This window comes from uncultured Solobacterium sp. (genome assembly GCF_963550625.1).
Taxonomy (GTDB): Bacteria; Bacillota_I; Bacilli_A; order Erysipelotrichales; family Erysipelotrichaceae; genus Bulleidia.
Genome location: NZ_CAUVCV010000001.1, coordinates 33,303 through 47,065 on the forward strand (window position 1 = coordinate 33,303; position 13,763 = coordinate 47,065).

The following is a 13,763-nucleotide window of genomic DNA, read 5'->3' on the forward strand; positions in this document are numbered from 1 at the left end:
ATAGATAAAAGGCGTTAGCTTACTTGCTAGCGCCTTTTATAATGTAATACTTATAGTTGTTTTTCTAACCAATCAGATAATGCTGTATAACGATCGGTTAGATTTTCATGATGTCCAAAATCATCAAATACAGATATGAAGTGATTCAACTGTTTTTGCAGAGTTGAGTGAATCTCTTCTGCACACTTTGGTGCGTTATCTAAAATATTGTTGTGGTGTGAACCTTCTGTTTTGCCGTTATATACGTAAACGCTAGCGTTTTGGTTGATAACGGGATTCTCTTTACAGAAGTTTACAAATTCTGGATACCAGAAGGAGCCACAAATCGAGAATACTGCACTAGGAATGTTTGTACGATACAAACTATATACGGCTGCTAGTCCACCTAAGGAATAGCCTCCATAAAAGATTTTGTTTGTATCGATAGAATACTTACTTTGAAGTTCTGGTAGAACATTCTGAAATAGTTCGTCGTGGTATTCATCTGCTTGACCACCAAAGCTTTCTACGCCAGGACGGATTGCAGTGGCTTGCCATGGCGTATAATCGACTAATCTATTTTCTGGTAGTAGACCTACAAGAATTGCTTTCTCTTTGAGAGCATTAAAGTGATGAAGATCGCCATCATTGATTAGAATGAGTGGATATGCGCGAAGTGGATCATAGTTTTGTGGTAGTGATAGTTTTGTTTGAATCATTTGCTTACTTTTTTAGGAATGCGTTAATTGATTCAAGCGCATCAATCACAGATGGACCGTAATCCATTAATTCATCATAAGAGATTGTTAGGATCTTACCATTCTTGATTGCAGGAACATCAGCGAGTACTGCGTTATTCTTCATAAGTTCTACAGCGTTAGCATCTAACTTCTGATTACGGTCGCTTGTAACGTAGATAATGAATTCAGGTGCAGATGTTACTAAATTTTCTAGAGTTAATCCAGAAGTACCTGTTGCGACATTTGTGTAACCAAATGCGTTTAGAACACTTTCTTGTAGTGCTGACTTGTATGCACCATATGTTTCATCGTTGTATGCACACATGATGAGCGCATTCTTTAATTCCTTTGGTTGGTTTTTGTTAGCGGATAGTACAGAATCAACTCTTTCTTGTAGCTTCTTAGCGTATGCGTTTGCTTTTTCTTGCACGTTGAAGATAATACCGATATTGATGATGTCTTCAATAACATTATTTAAGCTTTGTTCTGTGTTAGAAACAGATGCTTTTTGGGAGTAGATGTTGATACCATTTTGGTTCCATGTATCTACAGTTCCAAGTGACTTGTCTGAGAACATCATGTTTCTGCCGATAATTGCATCTGGGTTGTAGGAGAGTGCTACTTCTTGAGAAACTGTCTTCTTATCTCCGATGTGTGGAATCTTTTCGATTGCTTCAGCGTAGCTGTCTGTAACCTTGTTATCTGGATCAAGCATACCAACAATCTTATCTTGTAGACCTAAATCAATTAGAATCTTTGTGGCAGATAGGTTGTTTGTAATAACGTGTTCAGGTGCTTGTTCAAATGTCTGTGTAATTTCTGTACCATCACCGTTGTATGTTGTGATTGTTACAGGATACTTTGTCTCTTCTGCTTTTGTTTCTGTTGTGTTTTCTGTTGTAGATGTTGTGCTGTCCTTTTGGGATGTTGTGGATTTGTTGCTGCAACCAATCAATGAGAATGATAATACTGCAGCGAGTGTAGCGTTTAATAATTTTTTCATGAGTTTTCCTTTCATATATACTCTATTAATGCCTGTTGATCAGGGGTCCATGTCAGTTTACAGTTGATGCCATATACATCATGCATCGATTGTTCTGTGATTGTTGTTTGTGGTGTTCCTTCATAGCGGATGGTACCTTGTTTCATCAGATAGATATAATCTGAATAGCGACATGCAAGTTGAATATCATGTAATACCGCAAGAACATTGATATTTAAGTCTTTTACGATTTGTAGGATTTCAATTTGATATCGAATATCTAAGTGATTGGTTGGTTCATCCAATAGAAGTAGGGTTGGTTGTTGTGCAATAGCACGGGCTAAGGCAACACGTTGTTTTTCTCCTCCAGATAAGGAAAGGTAGGAACGATCAGCTTTATCTAGCATGCCAACTTTCTGGAGTGCATCTTCAACGATTTCGTAATCTTTATGTGTCTCTGATTGCATAAATGGGATATGTGGTGTTCGACCGAGAAGAACCATATCTTTGACACTGCAATCGAAATTGATTTCATTGAACTGTGCTACGACTGCAATTTTCTTTGCGGCTTCTCTTAAATGCAAATCATCAATGCTTTTGCCGTTAAATAAAATTTCGCCAGAATCTCTTTTCAAAACACGGTAGATATTCTTTAGTAGTGTTGTCTTTCCACAACCGTTTGGGCCAAGAATGGTAACGAAGCGCTGTTTATCTACATTGATGGAAACGTGGTCTAATATCTTTTTATCCTTGATGGAATAACATACATCTTTACAAGTTAGATCCATATTTAACCACCTTTCTGATTCTTGATGACAATGTAGACGAAGAACGGTGCACCAACCAGTGCTGTAAAGATACCAATTGGTAACTCCGCATTCGGTAGAAGACAGCGTGCTAATACATCTGCCCATATCACAAAGAGACTGCCTAGGATGATTGAAATAGGAATCATCTTCTGGTGATTTGTACCGACTAGAGTTCTTGCGATATGTGGTGTAATAAGTCCCACAAAGCCGATGATTCCACAGCTAGAAACGAGAATACCTGTGATAAATGAGATAATTAGCATGTAAATCATTCTGTATTTCTGAAGAGAAATACCGAGGGTAATTGCGACTTCATCTCCCATTAACATCGCATTCATGATGCGGTGCTGTGTCATAAAGAAGATACAGGCAACTAGAACAATGATGAATGGAAGGATAATACTTCCCCAAGAGGAACTGGCAAGAGAGCCCATGGTCCAGAATTTAATGGTCATCATATTGTCGGAGTTTGCACCGATGGAGATGATGAAGTTAGAGATTGCACTAAAGAGAGCGTTGACAACTACACCAGATAATACAAGGCTTGTGGTTGTAATCTTTTTGCCTGCTGAAGCAATTACCAATACAATGATTGTCGCAATGATTGCGCCAAGGAAGGCACCAAAACCAATAAAGGATTTAAGTCCTAGGATAATTAGGAGAGTTGCACCAAAGGTTGCGCCAGCAGAGATTCCTAATATATATGGTTCGGAAATTGGGTTATTTACCGTTGTCTGCATCGTACTACCACAAAGCGCAAGACCTGCACCAGCAATCAGCCCCATAATGACACGAGGGCTACGCATATTCCATACAATTGCAATTGTAGATTTCGCAATATGATCTACATTTCCAATATGAAATAGTTGGTTGATGATGATCTGATATGTATCCGCAATAGGAATCTTTACAGCACCAAGAGATACGGCAACCAGTAAAGAGATACCCAAACAGACACATAAGAACAGTAATAGATATGGAAATGTAATATCACGTTTCGACTTCGCTATCATTAGAGTTTATGTCATACCTTTCAAGTAAGTTAGTTAGAGAAAACTAACAACCGTATCATTATAAATGGAAAGTTTATCATTTTAAATGTAGAATAGTAAAAAAACATGGATAATTATATAAAATATTATCCATGTAAGGAAGATTGTCTAAAGAAGAGGGAAAACTATGCAGAAAAAGGACTTTATGATTGCCTGCCAAAAGGAGTATACCAGTCGTAAATTATTGATTACAGGCATTTCTATGCAGAAGAAAGAGAGAGGAAAACAGATTTCCTATGATACGACGCATAGTGCCTTTATTTATCCTCTTTCAGGAAATGCGAAAATTTCGTTCAATGATCAAACTTTTCTTGCAAGTCCAAATCATATTATTCACGGTGCGAAAAATCAGAGGGTTACATTTGAAGTAAGTTCAAAAGAGCCATTTGTGCATTTGAATATCTACTATGATCCAGAAGTTCCATGGCATGGCAGTAGCGATATTATGAATATGGTATATGAGATTTCTGCACTTCAAGATAGTAGTTCCATTGAGTTATTGAATCGTTTAAAGAATAGTGTCATGCGTGCAAACTGGGATGATCAGATTCAACGTAACTTAATTGCACAACAATTGATTCTCAGTTGCTTTGGTTATTCCTATATCAATCAAGAGTTATTACAAATTGAAAATGCAATTGAACTGATGGAGACTTCTTATCATAAGAATTTAAAGTTAAAGGATTTAGCAGAAGCTGCACAGATGGATGAGGCGCATTTTTCCTATAAGTTCAATAAAGTTTACCATATTCGTCCAATCGACTATTTGATTCGTTTGCGATTAAGAAAAGCAGCCGATTTATTACTGAAGGGTTATTCGGTAACAGAGGCTGCTTGGAATGTTGGATATCAAGATCCATTATATTTTAGTCGATTGTATAAGAAACATTTTGGAATATCCCCAAGTTATACCTATCGGAATAAAGATGGGGAAATTGCATATCAAAGACAACCGAAAGAAGACTAACCTAAGATATGGAAGGCGCTACGAATATCTTTGTCTTTGCCTAATACCAATAAGGATTCTTCTGAGTTAAGTACATGTGAAGCTCCTGGTGTAACAGAGATATCATCATTCTTCTTGATTGCGATGATATTGATATTGTAGTGCTTACGAACATCTACCTGACCAATTGTCTTGCCTAACCATTCGTTTGGCACAGCAATTTCGAACACTGCGAAGTCTTTGCCAATCTGAATGTAGTCAAATACATTATCACTGCTATAACGCATCGCAGTTAAGTTACCCATTAACTTTTCAGGATATACAACTGCGTCTGCGCCATTACGTAGTAAGAACTTTTCTTGTGTATCTCGTGCAGCACGGGACACAACTTTTCTTGCGCCTAATTCCTTTAGGTAGGATGTTATTTCAAGCGAAGCTAAGAAGTTATCACCAACCGCAACGATACATACATCGAAGTTCTTAAGACCAAGAGTCTTTAAGAAGTCTTGGTTTGTAGCATCGCCAACTTCAGCGTTTGTAACATAAGGTAGTACTTCTCTTACCTTATCTTCATCGTTATCAATACCTAATACTTGAATATCTAAATCATTTAACTTGCGGGCAATATGACGACCAAAACGACCCATACCAATAATTAAAATCTGTTTCATACTCTCTCCTATTTAGCCTACGGCTACGTTTTCTTCAATATGTCTACCTAAACATTGGTTACGGAATGGGAACATACCATAAATTAGGGTGAGTCCTCCAATACGTCCAGCGAACATTAGGAAGATTAAGATCATTCTTGAAATAATCGTTAAATTACGTGTAATACCAAGGGTTAAACCTACGGTAGCGATTGCGGATGCGGTCTCATACATTGCGGTTACCATTGGAACATTCTCAATGACACTGATAATCATTGCGGCTCCTACGCATAATGAGATATATAACATCAAGATTGTGGCAGCGTTACGTACGACTGTCTCTGGGATTGTTCTGCCGAAACTCTCAGTACGAGAACGGTTTCTAAAGATTGCCATACTTGTTGTGACTAATACGAAGAAGGTTGTCATCTTCATACCACCACCAGTAGAACCTGGTGCAGCACCAATTAACATGAGTATAATCTGTAAGAAGATACTGGATTCAGTCATCTTTGTAAGGTCAACTGTATTAAATCCAGCAGTACGCGGTGTTACAGATTGGAAGAAGGATGCTAGGATTCTTGAACCTAAAGGCATGCCTGCAAAATCCACAAAGAAGAAGTAGATTGCAGGGAATACGACTAGGATTGCGGTCATCAATAAGATAATTTTAGACTGCATGTGGTAACGGTGTAGATTAAACTTATATTCTTTGATATCTGCCCAAGTGACGAAGCTCAATCCACCAATCAGAATCAAAGACATAATTGAGATATTAATAATTGGATTGGATACATAAGATGTTAAGGACGAGAATGGTTCGCGTACACCCATTAAGTCAAAGCCTGCGTTACAGAAAGCTGAGATAGAATGGAAGATACTATACCAAATACCTTTAACGAGTCCAAAATCCGGTATAAATGTAAATGACATGAGTATGGCGAAGAAGCCTTCCACCATAAATGTAATCTTAAAGATGAAGTGTAGTAAGCGGATAATTCCACCAACCGCTGAGATTGAGATGGAGTTTGCCAAAGTAGAACGAGCAAGATATCCAATTCGTTTACCGGTGATAAGTGCCAAGGATGTGATAACCGTCACAACACCAAGTCCACCAATCTGGATTAGAATAATAATAACAAGCTGTCCAAAGAAGCTCCAATATGTGGCGGTATCATAAACAATCAATCCTGTTACACAAACACATGACGTTGATGTGAATAGTGCGTTGATAAATGGTGTCCATTGACCAGATTGACTAGCAAGCGGTGTTGTTAGTAACAATGCACCAAATAAGATAATCGCCCCAAATCCCAGAATAATCATCTGTGGATATGTTAGATGTAGTTTATTTCTAAGAAAATTCATAATACCCTTTCAGAATGTAGTATATACGTATATGATACTATCATAACGACTAAAATATTATAGTCTTCATAGAGATTTATACCAACACTATTTGTGAAAAATAAAAGAAAAATACAAAGAATTGGGGTACAAAATACATGGAATTGAAATTTTATTTTGTTAGACACGGAAAAACCTTATTTAATCGCAAAGGTCGTATGCAGGGCTGGTGTGATAGTCCACTGCTAGAAGAGGGTATTCAACAGGCAGAAAATGTTGCGTCTGCACTTAGAAATGTGCCATTTAATCGTGCATATTGTTCAACCTCTGAAAGAGCTTGGGATACTGCGAAAGAAATCTGTAAGTATCACGATATTCCCTTAATTCTTACCAAGGGTTTAAAGGAGTTCTCTTTTGGTTCGCTAGATGGTGCCCGTAAGGAAGAAGTTTTAGATTCTCCTTTCTTTGATGATTGGTCATCAAAAGGTGGTGAAACAAGTGAGGGATTCGCAAATCGTGTTCGTACCACAATGCAGAGTATTGTTGAGGAATCTAGTGATGGTGATACCATTCTTCTAGTCAGTCATGGTGCTTACGCAGTGCGTATACTAGAGATTTTATTCGGTATGAATTTAGATGAGTATGTAAATCGCTGTAAAGAACAGAATCGTTGGCTCATGCCTAATACTGGTATGTTGATATTCCATTATAAGGATGGAGAGTTCTTCTTAGACCAAGAGCCAATCGATGTAAATGAGTATCGTCAAATCTATCATCCAAAGACAATTGATATTTACTTGATGCGCCATGGTGAAACAAGATTCAATGTACAGGAACGTATTCAAGGTAGGTGTGATAGTCCTTTAACTGAAAGAGGTATTCAAGAAGCACAAGAGGCAGCTGAGAAGTTAAAGGATATACATTTCTCTACCATTTATGTTTCGACGTCTGAAAGAGCGCGTGATACTGCAGAAATTGTCTCTCGGTATCACCCAGGAAATATTGTTTATACAAAAAAGATCTGTGAGGTAAGTTATGGTGATCTTGAGGGTCTAACATTCAAAGAGGCAGACCCTAGTAGTAAACGTTTTATGGATACGCATTATGGTGACGTAGGTGGTGAGGAATATAGCGATGTTACAAAGCGTATGTATTCAATGTTCCAAGAAATCTATGATACACATCAAGATCAAGATAAAGTATTACTGGTTTCTCACGGAGACTTCTATCTTGTCTGTCTAGAAGCCTTATTTGGATTAAAGAAAGAGGATATCTTCCAAGAAGCCTCCGAGTTAGGTATTCATCCAGTTCCAAACTGTGGAATCGCACACTTTAGAATGACAAGTAATCAGTTTGAACTCATTCAAAAGATGAGCGACTAATAAATACATAAGACAATATATGGCGTAACATATGTTGTCTTTTTGTAACGTCTTTAGAAGATATAAAATGATTTGAAATAATTTTTGATAAAAAATGATAATCTTTGTTGACAGAAGGGTTAGCGTTTGCTAACATACAGTTAGCACAGGCTAACTGATGTCTCACTCTTTCCATCACACACTCCTTTATACATCAGTACCTGCGTGTTCCGGAACCCTTTATTTACAAGTCATGGGCAGACTTGTGAAAAATCTAATTGACATAATGTCCGGAAAAAATCCATGCATATCCGTGTCCTCCTCAAATTACACTGGAATATGCGAAATAATGAAGAATATTGTAAGGACGGGGCATCCAAGCAATATTCTTTTTCTTTCGTTATAAAAAGTGATATGATTAATTGCGTGAACAGGGGTGCATGCATGCTGAGAAAAACCCTTATCACCTGATCTAGGTAAAGCTAGCGTAGGGAGTTCAGTTCTTTAATTCCTTGCGCCTTCAAAATGGAGGTGTATTTTTTTATGAAAAACGATCAGATTAAAAAGATTGCATTTATGGCAATCTACATGGCGTTATATGTAACGCTAAAAATGGTAGGAAATATGATACCTTTCCTACAGATGCCTAACGGTGGTTCAATTGAACTTGAATTAATTCCGCTTATGATTGCATCGTATCATCTTGGTTGGAAGCATGGAGCACTATGTGGACTCGCTTCATTCTTACTAACAATTGCATTAGGTTTCCCAATGTACTTTGTTCAACCAATGCAGATTGTATTAGACTACGTACTACCAATCAGTATTGTTGGAATGGTTTCATTGTTTAAACCGTTTGAACATGCAAGCAAACCAGTGGTATTAACTGTAGTATCTCTTATTGGTTTATCTGCTTGTGCTGCCGTGTATTATTCTTATGGCATGAATTTAATGGCTTTAGTAGGTGGTATCGTACTAGCTGGATTAGTTATTGCATTAGGTCTATTCTTAACAAGCACAAAGGGTCACTTTGGTATTGTAATTGTAATGGTAATTAAGTATTTCTCTACAGTTATCTCTGGTGCCTATTTCTGGGCAGAAGGTACTGCGGCAGGAAGTTTACCAGCGTGGACATTCTCGTTAAGTTATAACTTGTGGTACAACTTAGTAACAATGATTATCTGCTTATTAATCGTTCCAGTATTAATGAATCGAATTAAAAAAGCAAATATCCAAGGAATGTAAGAGATTGGCACATGCCAATCTTTTTTTGGCTATAATAGAAGCGGAGGATTTGGTATGACAAAATACATATTTCTAGATATTGATGGCACTTTATATAGTCCAGCAACTAACGAAACACCAGAAAGTGCTTTATGTGCAATCCACAAAGCTAGACAAAATGGTCATAAGGTATTCCTGTGCACAGGAAGAAGCCTAGCAGAGATTGTGACATATCTAGATTATGATATTGATGGTTATATCCTTGCGGCGGGTGCGAAGGTATATGCCGACCGTAAATGTATCTATGATCATCCAATTTCAAAAGAAGAACTCCAACACCTAAAAGACACAATTAATGGCATGGGCCTTGGATATGGCTTAGAAGGTAATGCAGGAGCCTATGGTAATCAACTAGGATATGATTTCCAATTGAAGTACTTCTCATCACCAGATGCAAGCCATGAGGAGAAAGTGCAAAATGCGATGGCAAATTGTATCTATCCAGAAGAGGCGGCGCACGAAGATGATGAGATATACAAAATCTGTGTATACAGTGAAGATGGACATGAGTTTAAACAGTTAGAAGAAATTCTACATGATCACTACATTCTTACACATGTTATCGAAGACCCAATCAAGAAATTCTATGGTGCGGAGATAACAAACAAAGATATCAATAAGGCAACAGGTATTCAAAAGGTATTGGAATATTATCACGCAGATCGTAGTGATGCGATAGGCATTGGTGATAGTGGAAATGATATTCCGATGTTATCCTATTGCGGTGTATCTATTGCGATGGGAAATGGTGCAGAGAGTGTGAAGGCTATCGCTGACTATGTCACGAAAGATATTCTCGATGATGGTATTTATCATGCATTCAAACACTTTGGATTAATCGACTAAAGGAGAAAAAATCTATGAAGGTCGGTATCGTTGGAAATGGAATGATCGTTCCTATCGCAATTGAAGCGATGCAAAGAGGTGAGATTGCAGTTACGGCACTATGGTGTCGCAATGAATTAAAGGGAAAACCAATTGTAGAAAAGTATCAGATTCTTCATCAGCACACAGATTATCAAGCATTTTTAATGGATCAATCATTTGATACAGTCTACATCGGTTTAACCAATGTATTACATTATCAATACGCAAAGGACGCAATTCTGGTGGGAAAGCATGTTATTGTGGAAAAGCCATTTACTGTAACTGTAGCAGAAGCCAAAGAACTACAAGCACTAGCAGTTAAACATGAATGCATGTTATTTGAGGCAATCCTATCTAGATATAGTAAAAACTATGAACATCTAAAAGATGAACTGCCAAAGATTGGAAATATTAAACTGATACAAGCAAACTTTAGTAAGTATTCCAGTCGCTATGATGAATTTAGAAAAGGTATCGTTACACCAACCTTCGATAAAGCACATGCTGGTGGAGCACTTATGGATTTGAATGTGTATAACATTCACTTTGTGGTTGGTTTATTTGGCATGCCAAAGAATGTGCAGTATTATCCAAATCTAGCAGAGAATGGAGTAGATACATCAGGCATCTTAATGATGGAATATCCTAACTTCCAAGCTGTATGTACAGCCGCAAAGGATTCTACATCTGATCCATTTGTAATCATCCAAGGTGAAGAGGGTACAATCATGTATCCAGAAAGACCGGGTTATGTTCGATGTGGAAAACTTCATAATCGTCTTGCAAATCTTACAGAAGAGATTGATATTGTTGTAGAGGAAGATCCAATGAAGAATGAATTCCTATATATGCAGGAAATTATAGCCACAAAAAATAGAGAACAGATGAATGCGTGGTTAGATAAATCCATCATGACGGTAGCTGTTTTAGAACAAGCATTACAATCAATTTCAAAGGGTTAGATATATTCGTATCTAACCCTTTGTTAATTTATTAACGCACTTATTGCAAGAAGAAATACATGGGCGTATAATTCAGTTAGTTAACTTAAACTAACTTTAGAAAGAGGAAAATGTGAGATATCGGATTAATCCGCTTGTTTTAATTTTCTACAATATATTGATTCCATGTATCTTGATGTTTGTGCATGATAAATGGATTCCTTTATATTTCTTTATTGTCAGTAGTTTATTTTTGCTTTACATGAAGAAATATAAAAGACTATGTAAGGTTATTTTCATTACAATTTTATTCTATATCGGACAACAGCTTTTGATGTTGAGTAATGTTGAGGTAGTTCAGTTTGTCTCAATGTTATTTATGATGATTGTTCGATTGATGCCAACATATATTGTGGCTCTTATCTTGATGTACGATTACCAACCGTCTGAAGTGATTTCTGCCTTACAGAGCATCCATGTACCAAGAGCGTTCATTATAGCGTTAAGTATAACGCTACGATATATTCCTACATTTTTTAGAGAGTTGCGTTACATCAATGAATCGATGAGATTACGTGGAATTCGTTTTGAAATAAAAAATATCATAAAGAGTTTTGGATATTTTGTGGTACCACAGTTATTTCGTTGTTTGATTTTGGCAGATGAACTAACATCTGCAGGACTATGCAAGGGGATTGATTGTACAGCGAGAAGAACGTCATATTATAATATTCGCTTTGGGATGAAGGATGCACTCGTTACAATTGCGATTTGTTTAGGATTAGTGGGAGAGATGTTATGGATTCGTATGTCGTAGAGGGTAAGAACATTTCCTTCCAATATCAAGATAGTTCGGAAGGGATTCAAGATGTTCATTTTGCGCTACAGCCAGGTGAAATCATTTTGGTGACTGGTAATAGTGGTAGTGGTAAATCTACATTCCTGAAATGTCTCAATGGGCTGATTCCTCGTGTCGTAGAAGGAAAACTACAAGGAGAAATCTTACTCAATCATCAAAGTACAAAGGATATGAGTATGGCAGAGATAAGTCGCCATATTAGTTCTGTATTTCAAAATCCACGCAGCCAGTTCTTTACAACGAATACAACCTCAGAACTTGTATTCAGCATGGAGAATTATGGGTATAAGAAAGATGTGATGGAAGCACAGCTTCAACAAGTTACTACATTGCTAAAAATTCAAAAGTTATTGAATCGTGACATTTTTCAATTATCCGGAGGAGAGCGCCAAATGGTAGCGATAGCCTCCGCAATGATGTTGGGACAAAAAATCATCTTGTTAGATGAACCTTCTGCCAATCTAGATTATCGCAATACCTATGTATTTAGAGGGTTGGTTGAGAAATTGAAGCAAGAAGGTTATACCGTCTTAATAGCGGATCACCGTTTCTATTATTTAAGTGGACTAATCAGCCGTGTCTTTCTATTTGATAATGGTAAGATGCAAATCTTTGATAGTGAACAGGCATTTAAAGATTCAAACTATGATACACGAAGCTTTGATTTATTTGCGATGGATATTCCATTTCAGACATCTAGTGAAATGAAAGAGAAAGTTCTTTCACTAGAGGATATTTCATACAAGGATATCTTGCAAGGCATATCACTCGATTTCTTTACCAATGAAGTTACTGCAATCATTGGCACAAACGGAGTTGGTAAGACAACACTTGCAAGACTACTTTGTAAGAGTATCCCATGCACGCATGGAAAAACAATCGGTGAGATGCCTTTCTATATTATGCAAGATGCAGATTATCAATTATTTGGTACATCTGTACAAGCAGAGCTTGAAATCGCTGATCATAAAATAAATCACAAAGATATTAGGGATGTAATGGATTATCTGCAACTGACAAAGTATGCTGATACACATCCATTCTCTTTGAGTGGTGGACAGAAACAACGGATACAGGTCGCACTAGGGATCTTAAGCAATCGTAAAGTTATCATTTTCGATGAACCTACCAGTGGATTAGACCTTTCATCCATGCGTAGAGTCGCAAAAGAAATTCAAGAATTAAAAAAGAAGGCGTGTGTCATTGTTATATCACATGATTATGAGTTTATTCGTCATATCAGTGATCGTGTTGTGTATTTAAAAAATAAAACAATAGAGAAAGATATTCCACTTGATGCGGAACATCTATCTGAATTCAATCAAATTTTTATGGAAATGAGGGATGAAAAATGAATTTGAAGATGAAGGATTTTGTATTACTGGCGTTACTAACAGCCTTATATGTAATTGTGTATTTTGTGGGAGCGATGTTGATATCACTAATAGGACCTTTTGGAGATTCCATTAGTCCAGGCATATGTGGATTACTATCTGGTGCCATCCTTGTGTTTATAACACGCAAGATTGGTAAAATGTGGCAGTTTACCATCATGGAACTGATTGTGATGGCTGTATTCGCACTGATGGGTTCAGGATACTTACCATGGTTTATTACATCTATGATTGGTGTGGTATTAGCTGATGTTATCGCATCTACGTCAGAAAAGCCTAGTGTATTAAAGGTTGCGATTGCGTCAGGTGTTCTACATGTCGGTAATGCTTTAGGAGGTATTATTCCTGCATGTTTCTTTGCGGAACAATATATGAATGAGTGGATTGCAAGAGGGCAAAAACCTGAACAAATGCTAGCAATGGTAAAAGCAGCACAGGGTACAATGGGAATCCTTGCGACAATCATTACCTTCGTACTATCCGTGATTGGCGTATACATCGGCTATGCAATATTAAAGGGACATTTAAAAGAGAAGTAATTGAAAATGTTTT

At 37.2% G+C, this 13,763-nt stretch carries 14 protein-coding genes and 1 riboswitch; of the genes, 8 read left to right on the plus strand and 6 right to left on the minus strand.

All coding sequences use genetic code 11. The annotated features are described in order from the left end of the window. Window positions 1–50: 50 nt before the first annotated feature. The 4 genes from RYK16_RS00165 to RYK16_RS00180 are packed head-to-tail and all read right to left on the minus strand — an operon-like array spanning window position 51 to window position 3,523. Window positions 51–698: an alpha/beta hydrolase-fold protein gene (locus RYK16_RS00165; RefSeq protein ID WP_314850071.1), complete on the minus strand. Its 648-nt coding sequence runs from the start codon at window positions 696–698 to the stop codon at window positions 51–53. Between the two features lie 4 nt (window positions 699–702). Further along, window positions 703–1,722, minus strand: a complete 1,020-nt coding sequence (locus RYK16_RS00170; protein WP_314850072.1) for an ABC transporter substrate-binding protein — start codon at window positions 1,720–1,722, stop codon at window positions 703–705. A gap of 11 nt (window positions 1,723–1,733) precedes the next feature. After that, entirely contained in the window at window positions 1,734–2,489 is a 756-nt protein-coding gene (locus RYK16_RS00175) for an ABC transporter ATP-binding protein (RefSeq protein ID WP_314850073.1), read from the minus strand. Window positions 2,490–2,491: 2 nt separating this feature from the next. Further along, window positions 2,492–3,523 carry an iron ABC transporter permease gene (locus RYK16_RS00180; RefSeq protein WP_314850074.1) on the minus strand — a complete coding sequence of 344 codons (1,032 nt, stop codon included), beginning with the start codon at window positions 3,521–3,523 and terminating at the stop codon, window positions 2,492–2,494. A gap of 166 nt (window positions 3,524–3,689) precedes the next feature. On the opposite strand from RYK16_RS00180, the gene RYK16_RS00185 reads away from it, so the two are divergent. Continuing rightward, complete coding sequence (locus RYK16_RS00185) at window positions 3,690–4,529, plus strand: AraC family transcriptional regulator (protein ID WP_314850075.1); 840 nt, start codon at window positions 3,690–3,692, stop codon at window positions 4,527–4,529. Here the strand turns inward: RYK16_RS00185 and RYK16_RS00190 are convergent. Then, complete coding sequence (locus RYK16_RS00190) at window positions 4,526–5,179, minus strand: TrkA family potassium uptake protein (RefSeq protein ID WP_314850076.1); 654 nt, start codon at window positions 5,177–5,179, stop codon at window positions 4,526–4,528. The two genes, RYK16_RS00185 and RYK16_RS00190, sit on opposite strands and share 4 nt — an antisense overlap. Before the next feature lie 12 nt (window positions 5,180–5,191). Continuing rightward, the gene (locus RYK16_RS00195; RefSeq protein ID WP_314850077.1) at window positions 5,192–6,526 is read right to left on the minus strand and encodes a potassium transporter TrkG; all 1,335 of its coding nucleotides are present in this window, start codon (window positions 6,524–6,526) and stop codon (window positions 5,192–5,194) included. 137 nt (window positions 6,527–6,663) lie between these two features. Between RYK16_RS00195 and RYK16_RS00200 the strand changes: the two genes are divergently transcribed. From RYK16_RS00200 to RYK16_RS00230, 7 genes are all read left to right on the plus strand, one after another. Continuing rightward, window positions 6,664–7,887 carry a histidine phosphatase family protein gene (locus RYK16_RS00200; protein ID WP_314850078.1) on the plus strand — a complete coding sequence of 408 codons (1,224 nt, stop codon included), beginning with the start codon at window positions 6,664–6,666 and terminating at the stop codon, window positions 7,885–7,887. Between the two features lie 401 nt (window positions 7,888–8,288). Beyond that, a riboswitch (TPP riboswitch) is annotated at window positions 8,289–8,377 on the plus strand. Between the two features lie 32 nt (window positions 8,378–8,409). After that, complete coding sequence (locus RYK16_RS00205) at window positions 8,410–9,111, plus strand: energy-coupled thiamine transporter ThiT (RefSeq protein WP_314850079.1); 702 nt, start codon at window positions 8,410–8,412, stop codon at window positions 9,109–9,111. Window positions 9,112–9,165: 54 nt separating this feature from the next. After that, on the plus strand, window positions 9,166–9,996 hold the full coding sequence (locus RYK16_RS00210) for an HAD family hydrolase (protein ID WP_314850080.1): 831 nt from the start codon (window positions 9,166–9,168) through the stop codon (window positions 9,994–9,996). A gap of 14 nt (window positions 9,997–10,010) precedes the next feature. After that, complete coding sequence (locus RYK16_RS00215) at window positions 10,011–10,979, plus strand: Gfo/Idh/MocA family oxidoreductase (protein ID WP_314850081.1); 969 nt, start codon at window positions 10,011–10,013, stop codon at window positions 10,977–10,979. 112 nt (window positions 10,980–11,091) lie between these two features. Beyond that, window positions 11,092–11,775 carry an energy-coupling factor transporter transmembrane component T gene (locus tag RYK16_RS00220; protein ID WP_314850082.1) on the plus strand — a complete coding sequence of 228 codons (684 nt, stop codon included), beginning with the start codon at window positions 11,092–11,094 and terminating at the stop codon, window positions 11,773–11,775. Then, window positions 11,757–13,172 (plus strand): ABC transporter ATP-binding protein, encoded by a 1,416-nt coding sequence (locus RYK16_RS00225; RefSeq protein ID WP_314850083.1) that lies wholly within the window; start codon window positions 11,757–11,759, stop codon window positions 13,170–13,172. Before RYK16_RS00220 ends, RYK16_RS00225 begins: the two co-directional genes overlap by 19 nt. Then, window positions 13,169–13,750, plus strand: coding sequence for an MptD family putative ECF transporter S component (locus RYK16_RS00230; RefSeq protein ID WP_314850084.1), 582 nt, complete (start codon window positions 13,169–13,171; stop codon window positions 13,748–13,750). The genes RYK16_RS00225 and RYK16_RS00230 overlap by 4 nt, the downstream gene beginning before the upstream one ends. Window positions 13,751–13,763 lie beyond the last annotated feature (13 nt).